Origin of the sequence: Stenotrophomonas sp. CCNWLW162 (assembly GCF_037203745.1) — a bacterium.
Taxonomy (GTDB): Bacteria; Pseudomonadota; Gammaproteobacteria; order Xanthomonadales; family Xanthomonadaceae; genus Stenotrophomonas; species Stenotrophomonas maltophilia_AQ.
The window spans coordinates 705682-723073 of sequence record NZ_JBBCBL010000001.1 but is presented as its reverse complement, the minus strand read 5'-3'; the positions used below and the strand labels follow the sequence as shown (position 1 = coordinate 723073).

Sequence of the window (17392 nt, the reverse complement as noted above, 5' to 3'; positions counted from 1 at the left end):
CCGAGCTCATGCAGTTTGACGAGATGTCGATCCGTGTCGCGCTCGATGGCACCGGCTGGTCGGTGATCTCAGCCTCCGCCGAAGAGAAGAGCGGCTATTTCGGGATGGCGCTCTATCACGACGCGAGCAACTCCTTCATCGTTGCCAATCGGCCAACACAGGCCAACCCGGTGGATTGGCGCGACATCATTACCGATGCCCTGGCCACGCTGCACATTCCAACGCAGCAGCAGTTGGACGCCATCACATTCGGTCGACAGGCGCTGGCAGATGCCAAGGGAATCGGACTGAACTTCGGCGACCTGTATTTCCCGGGCTTCTCGCTGGGAACCGCGCTTGCGCAGACGCAGATGATGGATCTGTTCCTGACCCGCGACAACCTGCCGGTGGGCTTCGATATCAACCGGATGAGTGGCATTGGCAAGGGTTCAGCCGGCTTTGGCGTGGGGAATCCATCCGACAGCCTCGGCATGATCATGGCGATGGTGCATGGTCAGGGGGTGGATACGACGGCCGCGCAGGCCTTCATCCAGGGCCATTACACGCACTATGTGCGCCAATCGGATTTCGTTCCGGGCGGCGCCTGGACTGCCGGTGGCCGCCTCGGCGATGTTGTGATCCTGCCGGATCTCTATGTACTGACCGAGAGCGGGAAGTACGTGATGGTGACAGGCGTGGGTGCTCACAATGGCCCCGCCTATACCCTGTCAATCGAGGCCTACAAGGAGCATCAGGTCACCGCACAGGACTACATTGCGGTCATCCGCACCGACGGCACGCTCGCATTCCTGCCCAAGGCGGACAAGGAGCTCATCCTGCCCTCGGCTGATTTCATCGGGCAGAGCCAGAGCTATCTGCCCACCGGCTACATCCTGACCATCGCCGAACCGCAGGGCGACGGCGTGAGGATCGTAGGCGAGACGATCAATGGCGACGTCATCGAGATCGTCCGCACCGATCTTGATGGTGACGGGGACTACGACCGCATCGAGCGCGTGCTGCAGGAGAAGACCAGCGGCAGTCGCAACTTTGGCAACAATCGCTTCCTGATCTCCGGCGGCGATGTCAGCGACGAGGACGACTATGTCCAGACCGCGCAGGTGAGGATCGACAGCAACGGAGATGGAAAAGTCGACCAGATCGACAACGTCACCACCCGCGGCAACATCCGCATCGAGGTCAACACCGTCATCGCTGCGGATGGCACGGTGACCACCACCGACGATGTGCTGTATCTGGGTGTGAACATCGGTTCGATCGGTTCAAGCTTCGGCAGCTCGCTTAGTTCGGTACTGTTCGACGACGCCCTGGTCAGCAGCATCGGTTCAATCGTGTTTTCCGCACTGGGCGAGAATCTGGCCGAAGCGCTGGCGCAGCTGAGGGTGACCGAATCGGCGTTCCAGGCATTCGATGCCGCGTTCCAGGATATCGAACTGGATCTGGGCGCCAACGCCACCGGCGTGGTTTCGTCCTATCTGGCCGGTGAGCTCATCCATGCCCTCGGCCTGGAGGGAACGGTGGTCGGCGAGCTGGGCCAGTCTGCAGCGGCGCAGGCGCTGGGGATGATCATCCAGAACATTTCCAACGGCGTACCAGCGCTGAGCAACATCAACCTGGGCAGCTTCAACATCAGCACGGTGGTGGCCACCTGGCTGGGCACCAAGCTGGCCTCCAAGCTGGTGGAGTTCGATACCATCGCAGGGCAGATCGGCGCGTCGCTGGGGGCGTCCATCGGTGCCATGGTTGGCGCCGCCAGCGCAGCCTCCAGTGCGGCGATGGGCACGCGATTCGGGTCCATGGCCGGGCCGGTCGGCGCGGTCATCGGTGCGTTCATTGGCTACATTTTCGGCGGCGTGATCGGATCGATGTTCGGGGGCAAGCCGCGTTCCGGCGCCGAGGTGACCTGGGACCAGGCCTCGGGCAAGTTCGCCATCAGCGGCGTCTGGCAGCGCTCGGGCGCCACCCCGATGGCGGCCATCAGTTTCGCGCAGACGGTCAGCGGAACGCTGAACAACGTACTGGAACTGGCAGGTTCACGCCTGATCGATCCCGCGTCCGTGGTTGCCGGTGGATACGGAACCCACGGCAAGGATTTCGTCTATCGGCGCAACGGGGCGGTGGTCTTCAAGACGCGCGATGCCGCCGAGGTGATCGGCTACGGCTCCCTGGCGGCACTGCGTTCGCTGGTGCCACAGATGGCAGGCGGTGACATCTACATCAAACGGACCTTGTCCAACGGTCTGGCGACCACCCGTCCACAGGACTTCAATTCAACGCAGCTGGTGGGCGATCTGTCCGTGGCCCTGGACTATGGCCGCTACATGGCCGATCCCAGCGTGGTCAACGCCCTGCTGTCGACCGGATCGGCGGATGGTTTCGCCGCAGGCTGGGCCATTACCTTCGCACGTGCCCGCGAGCTGGGACTGCACCGGCGCGCCGCCAGCGACTGGACGGGCGGTTTCTCGGTGCTGATGGATGAGATCCTCGATGGCACCGTGGACGGCATCGGTATCGGGCCAGCCAATCTCTACATGGCACTCGACGGCAAGGAGCGCACGTTCACGGTGATGGCCGGTGATGAGCGCGCCGGAACAATACGCGACAGCATCGAAACCTCGATGAAGGATGAGATCGCCGGCAGCAGCGGGGCGGACCAGATCTCGCTGGAAGGCAATGTGCTGGCCTCTTCGGCAGCGCTCAAGGTCAACGGCGCGGCGATGAATGGCAGCCACAAGGTGGATGTGGCCGCGATCATCGATGCAGGCGACGGCGACGATATCGTCCGCGGCGGGGACCTTGGCAATGATCTGCTCGGCGGGTCCGGCAATGACACGCTGGTCGGCGGACGCCTGGATGACTGGCTGCTCGGGCAGGACGGTGACGACGTCCTGTTCGCCGGCGCGGTTTCCAACATCACCTTTGCGGCCGGCGATGCCGCAGCGGAGGCCGCGGCGATCGCCGTCAACGGCGGCAACGGCAATCTGCTGCGCGGCGGCGCAGGCAACGATCGCCTCTATGGTGGCCGTGGCGCGGACTGGCTTGAAGGCGGTGCCGGCGTCGACCGGATCCTGGGCGGCGACGGTGCCGACATCATCAGCGGTGGTGCCGGTGACGACCGCTTCGGAAATGGCGCCGCGCTGTTCGGCGGCGGTGGCTCGGACCAGTACCTGTTCGGATTTGGCGATGGCCGCGATGTGATCTTCGACGAGGCGGACGGCGCGTCGGTGGCCAACAAGGGCGGTGACTCGCTGGCCTGGCGCATCCGCCAGATGGAGCAGGGGCTGCTGGCACGTGGCTGGGCAGGCGGCGGCGACTACCTTGCCGACGGCACGGTCCGTGGCGGCGAGGATGCGATCGTGTTCAGCGCCGGTGTTGCGTTCGAGAACCTGCGCATGCGCAGGGACGGCAACAACCTGGTGATCTCGCTGGTGTTCATCGATTCGGCCGGCCGTGCCAGGACCACCAGCGACGAGCTGGTGATCAGCGACTGGTTTGAGACGACCCACCGGGTGGAGTGGCTGCGGTTTGCCAATGGTGAGGAGGTCCGCATTGGTGACATGACGTCCTACATCATCGGCAGCGCCGGATCGGACGTCATCCTCGGTACCTATGGCGCCGACTTCATCTATGGCGGTGACGGCAATGACGAGATCCGTGGCTTGGCCGGCAATGACTTCGGCATTGGCGGGGCCGGCGACGATTTCGTTGCCGGCGACGGCGACCAGGACTGGGTGATGGGCGGCTCCGGCAACGACCAGGTGCTCGGTGGCGACGGCAACGACACCGTGTTCGGCGACGGTGGCAACGACCGTGTATATGGTGGTTCCGGCTCGGATCTGGTCGTCGGCGGACGCGGCAACGACGAGGTCGTGGGCGGCGAAGGCGATGATGTCTTCCGCTATCAGCGTGGCGATGGCGAAGACATTCTTCTTGATGACTACGTCGACAACTGGGATCTGGTGTGGGAGAAGGGCAGCTACGTCAACGGCTACGTGCGCAACGCCGATGGCACGGTCAGCAAGGACGGCGTGGTGTACTTCAATGGCGCCAGCTGGATCAGCCACAACGACTGGAACGACGAGGCACAGGTGCTGCGCCGCCACATGGGCGCGCTGGATGGCGTGATCGCGCGCAACGCCGGCGTTGATTCACTGGAGTTCGGTGCGGGCATCGACGTCCAGGACATCCTGCTGCAGCAGATCGGCAACGATCTGCGCCTGACCGTGGGCCGTGATGGCGACGCGGGCCGTCTGTCGCAGTCCACAGACACGCTTACGATCAAGGACTGGTACGCGCTGGGCGGCTCCATCGAGAACATGGTGTTCGCCGCCACCGGTCGCCTGGGCGTTGCCGCGATGACGCTGCTGGGCGGCAGTGATGGCAACGACACCATCAGTGGAACGTCCGGCAAGGACTGGCTGACCGGCAACGGTGGTGACGATGTCATCGACGGCGGTGCTGGCGATGATCTGCTCAACGGCAATGAAGGATCGGACCTGCTGAAGGGCGGTGCCGGTGCGGACATCCTCTACGGCGGGAGCGGCGACGACACGCTGGAAGGGGGCAGCGACGCCGATCTGCTGTTTGGCGGGTTGGGCACCGACATCGCATCCTATGCCGGCAGCAGCGCGGTCGTTGCCTATCTTGGCAACACCGTCGGCAATACCAGCCATGCCAAGGGCGACGTGTATGAGGGCATCGAGGGCCTTGCCGGCGGAAGCGGTGCCGACCGCCTGGGCGGTGATGCCTCCGACAACATCCTGCGGGGTGGCGGCGGCAACGATCTGCTGCGTGGTGGAGCGGGCGACGATGTGTATGAGTACAACGTCGGCGACGGTGACGACCAGATCATGGACGCGGCGTTCGATCTGGAGGAAGTGGTGGGCGCGGACGGCCAGGTATCCGGCGCGTACCTGGCATCGTGGGATTACCTGGGCGATAGCGCGGGGCGGCATGCGTACCGGCTGACCCTGACCAACCGCCTCAGCGGAGAGGTGGCCTACCGCAGTTTCGATCAGGTCGATTTCCTGTTCTCGCAGCAGCAGGCCACGATCCCGCCGGCTTCGGCCTGGAACTACGGGGTGGGGCGCCTGCAGGGAACGACCTGGCGCAACACCGCCAACGGCCTGCAGCTGCTGCGTGAGGCGCCGCGCCAGGACGCGTCGGGCGACGACCTGTTGTCGTTCGGAAAGGGCATCAGCCTGTCCAATCTGCGCCTGCGCATTGTCGGCGGCGAGAATCAGTTGGACGTGGTCGCGGCCCAGAATGGATCGGTGAAGATCGGCAGTGACGGCAACGCGCAGATCAGTGTTGAGCGCACGCAGCTCAACGATGGCCTTACCGTTGAACTGCGCAATCTCCGCCAGCTCGCGCAGGGGGGCACGGCCGATGACGATCTGATCCTGGGCGGTACGGCGGCCGACGTCATCAACGGAGGGGCGGGTGAGGATGTCCTTTCCGGCAGCGACGGCAACGACACGCTGAGCGGTGGCGATGGCGATGACACGCTGGAGGGCGGTGCTGGCGCGGACGTGCTGGACGGCGGCAGTGACCGTGTGAGCCTGGGGCAGGCGATCCAGCCTGGGCAGGCCTACGGAGACACGATCCGCTACGTCTCATCCAGCGCGGCGCTGGTTGCCGATCTCGCCACGGGCTCGTTGTTCGGCGGGCACGCCACCGGTGACAGCATCGTGCTGAATGGTGGTGTCAGCTCGGTCGAGAACGTGGTGGGAACCGCTGACTTTGGTGACACGATCAGTGGCGACGCGCGTGCCAACCGGCTGCTCGGGTTGGGGGGCAACGACTGGCTGGACGGCCGGGCGGGCGACGACGTGCTCGTTGGCGGAGACGGCAACGATACGCTGATGGGAGGCGACGGCGACGATGCGCTGTCCGGCGATGACGGTGATGATCGTCTGGATGGCGGTGCGGGCAAGGACGTACTGGCCGGCGGCACCGGCGCCGATGAGCTGTATGGCGGTCTGGGCAACGATCAGATCAGTGGTGACGCGGGCGACGACAAGGCCTGGGGCGGAGACGGCGACGACACGTTGGGGGGACAGGCGGGCGCGGACCAGTTGTACGGCGAGGCCGGCGATGATGTCCTGTCCGGCGGCGCAGGCGACGACCTGCTGGAAGGCGGAGACGGCAACGACACGTTGTCCGGCGACGGTGGTGACGACCTGATGCGCGGTGGTGCGGGCGACGACACCTATGTTGTCGCGGGTCATGACGGAGCGGATCGGATCGAGGATTCGCTCGGTCGCAACCGGCTGGTGTTGCAGGACGCCGGTCCGGAATCGGTCTGGTTGCAGCGCAGTGGTGACGACCTGGTGGTGAGCGTGCTGGGCGGTGGATCGAGCGTTACGATCGCCGGCTACTACACCGGGGCAGGTCGCCTGCGGGAGATCGCAACAGCGGCGGGCTCGCTGTTCCTGGCCCATGCCGAGCCGCTGATCCAGGCCATGGCGCAATTCTCCACGCAGGTGCCGGCCGTCCTGCCGGCAGCCATTGCGGCGCAGCTGACGCGCTATTGGCATCCCACCGGCAAGGCCGGCCCGCAGCTGGCCAACCAGTCGCTGTCGACTGACGAGGACGTGGCACTGGCGGGCAACGTCAATGCCGTCGATCATGACGACAACATCTCCGGCTACGCCGTGCTGCAGGGGCCGACGATGGGCAGCGTTGCACTCGACGCAGCCACCGGTGCCTGGGTGTATACCCCCGCAGCCGATCGCCACGGCACCGACCGCTTCGTGGTCAGGGTCACCGATGCCGACGGCAATACCGCCGACCAGGTGGTGGACCTGGTGGTGCGTTCGGTCAATGACGTGCCCAGCGACATCCTCGCCCCGGGTCCGCTGGCGGTGGACGAGAACGCCGCCAACAACCTGTCGTTGGGCCGCTTCGGCCATGTCGACCGGGACGGTGCAGAAGATACGGCCACCTTCACCCTCATCAATGACGGCGGTGGCCGCTTCAGGATTGCGGCCGATGGCACGCTCAGCGTCCGCGATGGCACCAAGCTGGACTATGAGACCGGCACCGCGCACACCATCCGCGTACGCGTGACCGACGGCGCCGGCGCGTGGTTCGAAAAGGATTTCACGATCGACGTGCGCAACATCAACGAGGCGCCGTTCACGCCGACCCGCCCGCCGAACACCGCACCGGTTCTGGCCGGCGAGAAGACCGGGGCCGGTACGGTGGTGGGCACCTTCGTGATTGGCGATCCCGACACCACGACGCCTACCCTGCAGCTGGTGACCAACCCGGGCGGCCTGTTGGAGGTGGTGGGCAAACAGGTGCGGGTGCGTTCGGGCGTTGCGATCGACTTCGAGGCGTTGGCGACAGCGCAGGGCGCGACTCTGGTCGACCTCGATGGCGATGGCATCAAGGAAGTGCTGCTGACCGCCAGTGTCAGGGCATTCGACGGCGAGCTGGCCTCGGCCGGAACCCTCAGCTTCACCTATGCCATCGAAGACGAAAACGAAGCACCGACCGCGGTGGCATTCGCGGCCACAACCACCAGCTTCAACGAAACCGATCGGGTGGCCACCGGCACCACGCTGCCCGCGATCCTGCTGGGGACGCTGTCGGCCACCGATCCGGACACCGTGGCGGGTAGCGACTTCGCCACCATGGCCTACAGCGTTTCGGACAGCCGTTTCGAGATCGTCAACGGTAACCAGTTGCGCCTGAAGGCTGGCGCGATCGTCGACTATGAAGCGGGAAGTACGGTGACGGTGACAGTCACGGCAACCGATCGTGGCGGCGCTGGACTGAGTGTCAGCAAGCAGCTGGTGTTCACGGTCGTCAACCGCGACGACTATCTGTATGGCACCGCAGCCGGTGAAACGCTGGTCGGCCAGGCCAACCGCGACGTGATCCAGGGGTTGGGCGGCAACGACACCATCAATGGTGGCGGTGGCAATGACGATCTGTACGGTGGCGATGGCGATGACACCCTGCGCGGTGATGCCGGCGACGACAAACTGTGGGGCGAGCTCGGTCGCGATACCCTGTACGGTGGTGCGGGCATCGACGAACTGCGTGGCGGTGACGGCGATGACAACCTGTACGGCGAAGACGGCGATGACCGTCTGTATGGCGATGCAGGCAACGACATTCTCGATGGCGGTGCCGGCAACGATCTGCTGGAAGGTGGCATCGGCAATGACACGCTGAAGGGAGGCCTCGGCAACGACATCCTGCGCGGTGGCGATGGCGACGACCTTCTTGAGGGTGGCGCTGGTGCTGACACACTCTCCGGCGGGTCCGGTGTCGATACGCTGACCTATGCTTCGGCAACGGCCGGCGTGGTGCTGAACCTGGCGACGGGAACCCATGGCGGCGCAGCGGCCGGTGACGTGCTTGAAGATGCATTCGAGCGGATCATCGGCAGTGCATTCAACGACACCATCACCGGTAGCGCGGGTGATGACTACATCGAGGGCGGTGCCGGCAATGACACGCTCTACGGGGGGGCCGGCAATGACACGCTCTATGGTGGTGACGGTGATGATCTGCTGGATGCGCAGGCCGGCAACGATACGCTGTATGGCGGCGCCGGCAGCGACATCCTGATCGGTGGCGATGACAGTGACGTCTATCTGATCGATCGCGATTCGGGTGCGGATGAGATCCGCAATTACGATTCCAGTGGCGACGACATCGACGTCATCGGCTACCGCGACATCAGTCGGAATGATCTGTGGTTCAGCCGCACCGGCGATGATCTGGTGATCTCGGTGATCGGTACCAGCGTGGTGACCACGATCAAGGGCTGGTACACCACGACCAGCGCCAATGACCGCGCCAACTACAAGATCGATTTCATCCTGGCCGGCGAGCATGCCAGCAGTACCATCAACGCCGAGGCGCTGGTCACGCTGATGGCCGGCCGGACCAAGCCCGCCACGGTAGCCGCTTACCAGGCCCTGCATGCTGATGCGTCCTTCGAGAACCAATGGCGGCACCACTGGGATGGCAACGGTCTGCCCTCGGTCAGCGTCGTGGCGGACCAGTCGATCAACGAAGATGGACAGGTTGCCGTGCAGTTCACCGTGGGCGATGACCTGACCCCCGCATCCGGCGTGACCGTACAGGCGTTCGTACTGGACGCTACCGATCTCAGTTCCACTGTGGCCTGGATGAACGCGCCGACCATCACCGCCGGTGCCAACGGCGAGCGGACGGTGACCCTGGTGCCGAAGGGCAATGCCAGCGGACGGGTAGCGATCAAGCTGGTCGCCACCGATGCGGGTGGCCTGGTGACCGAGCGGGTGTTCTTCCTCGACGTGAAACCGGTGGTCGATGCGCCGGTGATCAGCCGCGCGGTGCAGGTCGGTACGACCCTCGACGGTGGCACGCTGGCCCTGGATGTGCAGGCTGCGTTGTCCGATACCGATGGTTCGGAGACCCTGGAGATCCGCATCTCCAACCTTCCGACCGGGCTGACCCTGAACAAGGGAACGAACCTGGGCAACGGCGTGTGGTCGCTGACGCCGGCGCAGCTGGCCGGCCTAGCGCTGGTCGGCCCGGCCACGTGGTCGGCCGATCTGACCGGCACTGCGGCGCTGACCGTGACCGCCATCGCCAAGGAGACCGCCACCGGCCTGACCAGCAGCAAGACGCAGACCCTGTCGGTCTCCATCAACGCGCGTCCGACCGACATCACGGTCGACCGCGCGTTGAGCACGGTCGAATCCACGGCGGATGCGCCGGTGGCCAATGGCACGGTGCTGGGCAACTTCGCCCGCGTCGACGCGGACAACGATGGCTTCACCTTCAGCCTGACCGACAATGCCGGTGGCCGCTTTGCGATTTCCGCGGCGGGTGTACTGACGGTGGCCAATGCCAGCCTGCTCGACTACGAGACCAACACATCGCATCAGATCGTGGTGCGCGTGACCGACGCCGGTGGCCTCACCCGCGACAAGACCTTCACCGTGGCGGTGACCAACGTCGATGAAGCTCCGGCGATACCGACCGTGTCCAGCCAGCCGGTGGCCATCGCTGCCGAAAATGCCGCGTTGGGCGGTGTGGTGATTGCCAACCTGGCTTCCAGCGGCGGCAATGGCAGCTACAGCTATGTGCTGGAGGGAGACTCGCGCGGCTGGTTCACTCTGGTCGGTAACCAGCTGAAGTTCCGTGACGGCCTGGTGCTGGATTTCGAGGCGCTGAAGGCCGCCGGCATGACACTGAGCGATGCTGACAGCGATGGCCGCCAGGAGGTGGTGTACTCGGTGTCGGTGAAAGCGGTATCCGGTGGATTGACCTCGGCCGGTGCGCGCACCATTACCGTGCGCCTGGAGGACGTCAACGACGCGCCTCATGGTATCACTGCCGACCGCTCGCTCAGCATTGCCGAGAACACGGGCAACGGCACCGAGGTCGGCAGGTTCAGCGGCCAGGACCAGGATGCCACCGACGGCCTGACCTTCACCCTGGTCAACAATGCCGGCGGCCGCTTTGCCATCACTGCTGCTGGTGTACTGAGCGTCGCCAATGGTGGGCTGCTGGACTACGAGGCAGCCACTTCGCATGCAATTACAGTGAGGGTGACCGACACCCACGGCGCGACCCGCGACCAAGTGTTCCAAGTGGGCGTGTCCAACGTCAACGAAGCACCACGAACGCCGGACGTCGTGCAGCACGTGGCCCTCACCTCCGAGAACACCGGCGTGTCCGGGCAGGTGGTAGCCACGCTGTCCTCGTCTGATCCGGACGGAACCGCGCCCTCGTACCAGATCATCAACGACCCGTTTGCCTGGTTCGTGATATCCGGCAACCAGCTCAAGTACAACGTCAGCAGCTTCGATTTCGAGGCCGTGGCGCCGTACCTGCAGCTGATCGACGGAGATGGCGACGGCCAGCTGGAGGCGTACTACAACGTCACGGTGCGTGCGACAGACGGCGCGCTGGTGTCGGGCAACCGCGAGATCACGGTACGCATCGAAGACGTCAATGAAGCGCCGACAACCTGGGGCCAGAGCCTGACGCTGGCTGAATCGTCGCCGGGCGCAGGGCAGACCGTGTTCCAGTTCACCAACTGGTCCGACCCCGACAGCCAGTGGTACAACCGCGACCACCGTTTTGCCATTACCGGCGGCGCCAGCAATCTGTTCGGCATCAATGCCACCACCGGGCAGATCGCATTGCACGGGCAGCTGGACTATGAATCCGCACAGAGCCACCAGATCCAGGTGACGGTCACCGATCGTGGCGGATTGTCGAGCACCACCTGGGTGACGATCAATGTGCAGAACGTCAATGAGCGTCCGACGATTGCGACCTGGCAGGATGGGAACTTTGTCCAAGTGGTGTCCGCCAGTGACCCCGAGGACTTCTTCGCACGCCTGGTTGTCACCAGTGCCGTTGAGTTTGTCGGAACGTCGGGCCAGTATTGGGACACCTATTCCGGGGACACCTACACCTTCGATGGGGGAACCACCACGCGGGCCATCTCGGGTGATGGGTTCCTTGCGGCCTACTCGGACAATATCTTTCTCCAGCGCATTGTTGCCCGAGGTGGACTGCGCACGGAGACCTCGGGAGATTGGGGGGATCCACGCGGAAGTGGGGCTGGCTACTTCCAGGAGGTCAATTACGATACCTGGTATGAGATCGTGGTCCAGTCGCAGGACAGCGCCGGCCTGTGGAGTGATCCTTTGAAGTTTGTCGTCAACCAGTGGGGCGGGCGCCTGGGCCCAGTCGTACTTGATTTGGATGGCGACGGCGTCGAGACCGTGGGCTGGGCGCAAAGCGCCACACGCTTCGACATGAATGGTGATGGCGTGCGTGACCTGACAGGCTGGGTCGGGCCACACGATGGCCTGCTTGTCCTGGACCGCAACCGCAACGGCACGATCGATTCCGGCGCCGAAATCTCGTTCACGATGGATCTGGAGGGGGCCCATTCCGACCTTGAAGGCCTGGCTGCCTATGACAGCAATGGTGACCGGCGCCTGGATGCCAACGACGCTCGCTTTGCAGAGTTCCAGGTCTGGCGCGACGCGAACCGCGATGGCATCAGCCAGATCGGTGAACTGTTGACGTTGCAACAGGCGGGCGTGGCGTCGATCAATCTTGATGCGCGCCGCACCGGGCAGATGCCCGGTACATCGCCGGACAACACCACCTACGCCAACGGTCAGTACACCCGTACCGATGGCACCCAGGCGGCCTTGTCGGACATGTTCTTCGCATTTGGAGAGCGGGAGGAGGACGCTGACGGGGACGGCTTGAATCTCAACGGTGGCGCCGGCAAGGGCGGACGTGACCTGGGCAGCGGTGATGCCGCCTCCGGCCGGGTCAACCGCCGAGGCGGCGATCCACGCTTAGCGCCTGCAGCTGACCTGTCGCAGGCCCCGGCGGAACTGGCGGCGGCAGAATCCCGGGATCGCTTCGGTGGCGTTGAGCCCACCGAAGCCGAGCGTATGCAGCAATCGGCTCGGTCGGAACAGCGTGCCCCCATCGACGAAAGCATTCCGTCCGGCCCGGCTACACAGCGCTCAGCCTTGCATGACAATCTGGCGCTGGCGCAGAAGAAGCGCTTCCAGATGATCGAAGCGATGTCCACGTTCGACGCCCAGCCCTATGCCCAGGGCATCAGCACGGCCGCGCGCGATCCGGCCACCATGGAACTGTTGACCGCCATTCCCGACTACAGGATTTCCCGTTCATGATCACTTCCACGACAGACACCGCCGCCGCCGAAGGGGCACCGCGCACTGTTGCCGAGGCTCTGGGCCAGATCGTCTGGCTGCTTTCGCAATCGCCGCTGCACCGTGAGATGCAGCTCAAGGACCTGGAATGGTCGTTCATGCCGCCGCTGCTGAAGGAGCAGTTCCGGGTGTTCCGTTTCGGCACACTGCCGCCGCTGCCGGGCATGCAGGAAGCCGGTGCGGCCTTCGCCGGGTTGACCCAGCAGGCGCTGGAGCAGCTGCCGCTGGGCGTTGCGATCTGGGCGAACCTGTCCGAGCAGGCCGAGCAGAAGCTGGAGCAGGGCGAGCGGCTGGAACTGGACGACTGGAACAGTGGCGATCGCCTGTGGCTGATCGAGTTCATCACCCCCTTCGCCCAGCCCGGCAACGGCCTGGCCGAGGCCATGCTGGGCGATCTGCTGACCGGGCCGTTCGCGGGGCGCAGCCTGTCCATGCACCGGACCGATCCGGCCACCGGCCGGCGTGACAAGGTGACCCTGGGCGGCGTGCCGTCGCAGGCGGCCTGATCCGGGAAGGGTGAACGTCCGCCCCGGCCGCCACTCTGGCGGTCGGGGGAACAGCGGCAAGCCCGGTGGGCTGGGGCTCGATGATAGAATGTCGGGTTTCTGGCAGTGCCCACCCATGGGCGGCCGGGTATCGGCAACTCCGGCTGTGTGCTATGACAGGCACCAGCCCCCGGACAATGGAATCACTTACCTATGGCGCGCGGCATCAACAAAGTCATCCTGGTCGGCAACCTCGGCAACGATCCGGACGTGAAGTACACCCAGGGTGGCATGGCGATCACCCGCATCAGCCTGGCCACCACCAGCGTCCGCAAGGACAAGGATGGCAACCAGCAGGAACGTACCGAATGGCACCGCGTGGTGTTCTTCGGCAAGCTCGGCGAAATCGCCGGCGAGTACCTGCGCAAGGGCAGCTCGGTGTATGTCGAAGGCAGCCTGCGCTACGACAAGTACACCGGCCAGGACGGCGTGGAGAAGTACTCCACCGACATCATCGCCGACGAGATGCAGATGCTGGGCGGCCGCGGTGAAGGCGGCGGCGGTGGTGGTGGTGGCAATTACGGCGGCGGTGAGCGCCCGCAGCGCCAGCAGGCGCCGCGCCAGGAGTACGGCGGCGGCGGCGGCGGTGGCCAGCGCGGAGGCCAGGGTGGTGGCTATGGCAACCAGGGCGGCGGCTACGGCAACCAGGGTGGCAACCAGCGCCCGCAGCCGCAGCAGGCGCCGCCGATGGACGACTTCGCTGATGACGATATTCCGTTCTGATCGAACGGTCGCCTGCAGCAGAAAAGAAAGCCCCGCGATGCGGGGCTTTTCTTTTTCCGGAATCCATTCGGAGTTGTGCCTCGCAGCATCGGTTTTCGTGCACCGCGACTTGCAAACAGACAATTTCCTCCCCTATGGTGCAATCGATTGCATTGCTGTGAATCGTTGCGTTTGATACCGGTTGGGAGGCCGGCAGGTGGATGTCCATCCATTCGATCAGACCGGCCCCGGCGACGGGCCTCACGCGGCGCGATGCGCTGCGTCTCGCAGTTGCCGGCAGCATTGGCTTGGGGGCGGCAGGCATGCTCCCCGCATTCGCCGCCACTGCGCAACTCAAGGGCAACCTGAAGCATTCCGTCGCCCGCTGGACCTTCCCGCAGCTGTCGGTCGCCCAGCTCTGCACGACAGTGAAGGACATCGGTTTTGCCGCGATCGACCTGGTCGGTCCGGAGGACTGGCCGACGCTGAAGGCCAACGGCGTGTACAGCTCGATGTGCAACGGCGCGGAGCTGGGCCTGACCAAGGGCTTTGCTGGCCGCCAGTTCCATGACCAGTTGGTGGAACGCTACACGCGGCACATCGATCTGGTCGCCGATGCCGGTTATCGCAACCTGATCTGCTTCTCCGGCAACCGCAACGGCATGGACCCGAAGGAAGGTCTGGCCAATGCAGAGGCCGGCCTCAAGCGCATCCTCGGGCACGCCGAGAAGCGCGGTGTGGTGCTGGTGATGGAGCTGTTGAACTCCAAGGTCGATCATCGCGACTACCTGTGCGACCACTCCGCATGGGGTGTGGAGCTGTGCCAGCGGCTCGGCTCGGACAACTTCGGCCTGCTCTACGACATCTACCACATGCAGATCATGGAAGGCGACATCATCGCCACCATCGGCAAGCATCATGCCTGCTTCAAGCATTACCACACCGCGGGCGTGCCCGGCCGGAACGAGATCGGAGACCAGCAGGAGCTCCACTATCCGGCCATCTGCCGCGCAATCCGCGACACCGGTTTCAAGGGATATCTGGCGCAGGAGTTCATGCCTGCAGCGCCCGATCCCGTTGGCTCATTGCGCGAGGCAATCCGCCTCTGCGACGTCTGAAACGATATCCACCCAGGTGAGAAACCCATGGCAGATAATCACTACGACGCCATTGTTGTTGGCTCGGGAATCAGTGGCGGTTGGGCAGCGAAGGAGCTGACCGAAAAGGGCCTGAAGGTCCTGATGCTGGAACGCGGACGCAACATCGAGCACGTCAAGGACTACGTCAATGCGATGAAGGAGGCATGGGATTTCCCGCATCGAAACCGGCCCACCCAGGCGATGAAAGCCGATTTCCCGGTGCTGATGCGCGACTACGGGCTGGCCGAAAACCTGGAAGGAATGTGGGCCAACGAGCAGGACTCGCCCTACGTCGAGACCAAGCGCTTCGACTGGTTCCGTGGTTACCACGTCGGCGGCCGCTCATTGTTATGGGGCCGGCAGAGCTATCGCTTCTCCGACCTGGACTTCGAGGCGAACCTCAAGGACGGCATCGCGGCCGATTGGCCGATCCGCTACGCCGATATCGCGCCGTGGTACGACCATGTGGAGAAGTTCGCCGGTATTGCTGGTACGCGTGAAGGGCTGGACGTGTTGCCGGATGGCGAGTTCCTGCCGCCTATCCCATTGAACATCGTCGAGAAGGACGTGGCCGCACGGATCAAAAAGGCATTCGGCGGCACCCGGCACATGATCCACTCGCGCACTGCCAACATCACCAAGCCCATGCCCGAGCAGGGCCGCGTCAACTGCCAGTACCGCAACAAGTGCATCCTGGGTTGCCCCTTCGGCGCTTACTTTTCCACCCAGGCAGCGACACTGCCGGCGGCGATGAAGACCGGCAACCTGACCTTGCGGCCGTTCTCGATCGTCAAGGAAGTGCTCTACGACAAGGACCGCAAGCGTGCCCGCGGCGTGGAGGTCATCGACGCCGAGACCGGCCAGACCTACCAGTACACCGCCAAGGTCATCTTCCTCAACGCCTCGTCGTTCAACTCGACGTGGCTGTTGATGAACTCGGCCACCGATGTCTGGGACGGCGGGCTGGGCTCCTCGTCGGGCGAGTTGGGGCACAACGTGATGGACCATCATTTCGGTGCGGGTGCCTCCGGCCGCGTCGAGGGATACGAAGACAAGTACTACTTCGGCCGTCGTCCGTGCGGTTTCTACATTCCGCGGTTCCGCAACGTCGCGGCCGACAAACGCGGCTACCTGCGCGGCTTCGGCTACCAGGGCGGTGCCAGCCGCACGGGGTGGTCGCGCGAGATCGCCGAGCTCAACATCGGTGCCGACCTTAAGGAAGCGCTGACCGTGCCGGGCGACTGGCGTATCGGCATGACCGGCTTCGGCGAAATGCTGCCGCACCACGACAATACGATCCGCTTGGACCGGGAGCGCAAGGACAAGTGGGGGCTGCCGGTACTGGCGATGGACGTTGCCATGCGCGCCAACGAACTGGCGATGCGCAAGGACATGGCCGCCGATGCCGCAGAGATGCTGGAAGCGGCCGGCGTCAAGGACGTGAAGATGCATGACAACGACTATGCCCCGGGCAAGGGCATCCACGAGATGGGGACCGCGCGGATGGGACGTGATCGGAAGAGCTCGGTGCTGAACCAGCACAACCAGGTCTGGGATGCGCCCAACGTGTATGTCACCGACGGTGCCTGCATGACCTCCAGCGCCTGCGTGAATCCTTCGCTGACCTACATGGCGCTGACGGCCCGGGCCGCCGACCATGCGGTGCGCGAACTGAAAGCGGGGAACCTCTGATGGATCGCCGTGAACTGTTGAAAATGATCGTCGCCGCCACCGGTGCGGCCATGGTCGGCCTGCCTGCGCTCGTGCAGGGGCAGGCCCCGGCCGCCACTGCGAAGATCCATTTCTCCGACGCCGATGTCGGCACGCTGGACGAGATAGCCGAGACCATCCTGCCGCGGACCCGGACGCCAGGCGCGAAGGATGCCGGCGCCGGCCTGTTCATGGCGACGTTCGTCAGCGACTGCTACACCGCCCGGCAGCAGGCGACGTTCCGCGCCGGCCTGGCCGACATCGACAAACGCGCCGGCGGCCGCTTCGTGTCGCTCACGCCAGAAGCCCGCACCGGGCTGCTGCGAACGCTGGACGCCGAAGCCAAGGCACGTCATGCCGATGTGACCGAAACCGGTACGCCTGAAGAAGGCGAGGCGATGCCACACTACTTCACGATGCTAAAGCAGCTGGCTATCTTCGGCTTCTTCACCTCCAAAGTCGGCGCGACCGGGGTGCTGCAGTACGTTGCGGTGCCGGGGCGCTACGACGGCGACCTGGCCTATGTTCCCGGCACGCCCGCGTGGGGGACCAGCTGATGGAGCGCAAC

Annotated in this window: 6 protein-coding genes; all 6 read left to right on the top strand. The window is 64.7% G+C overall.

Going from position 1 to position 17392, the window contains the following annotated elements; genetic code table 11:
- Nucleotides 1-23: 23 nt before the first annotated feature.
- On the top strand, nt 24-12689 hold the full coding sequence (locus V9K93_RS03410; RefSeq protein WP_337302083.1) for an SPM autocatalytic domain-containing protein: 12666 nt from the start codon (nt 24-26) through the stop codon (nt 12687-12689).
- Nucleotides 12686-13234: a toxin-activating lysine-acyltransferase gene (locus V9K93_RS03405; protein WP_136638394.1), complete on the top strand. Its 549-nt coding sequence runs from the start codon at nt 12686-12688 to the stop codon at nt 13232-13234. Before V9K93_RS03410 ends, V9K93_RS03405 begins: the two co-directional genes overlap by 4 nt.
- Nucleotides 13235-13426: 192 nt before the next feature.
- Nucleotides 13427-13996 carry a single-stranded DNA-binding protein gene (locus tag V9K93_RS03400; protein WP_337302082.1) on the top strand — a complete coding sequence of 190 codons (570 nt, stop codon included), beginning with the start codon at nt 13427-13429 and terminating at the stop codon, nt 13994-13996.
- A gap of 200 nt (nt 13997-14196) precedes the next feature.
- The gene (locus V9K93_RS03395; RefSeq protein ID WP_211195185.1) at nt 14197-15093 is read left to right on the top strand and encodes a hydroxypyruvate isomerase family protein; all 897 of its coding nucleotides are present in this window, start codon (nt 14197-14199) and stop codon (nt 15091-15093) included.
- 27 nt (nt 15094-15120) lie between these two features.
- Entirely contained in the window at nt 15121-16806 is a 1686-nt protein-coding gene (locus tag V9K93_RS03390; protein ID WP_046985709.1) for a GMC oxidoreductase, read from the top strand.
- On the top strand, nt 16806-17381 hold the full coding sequence (locus tag V9K93_RS03385) for a gluconate 2-dehydrogenase subunit 3 family protein (protein ID WP_046985710.1): 576 nt from the start codon (nt 16806-16808) through the stop codon (nt 17379-17381). Before V9K93_RS03390 ends, V9K93_RS03385 begins: the two co-directional genes overlap by 1 nt.
- The last annotated feature ends 11 nt before the right edge of the window (nt 17382-17392 follow it).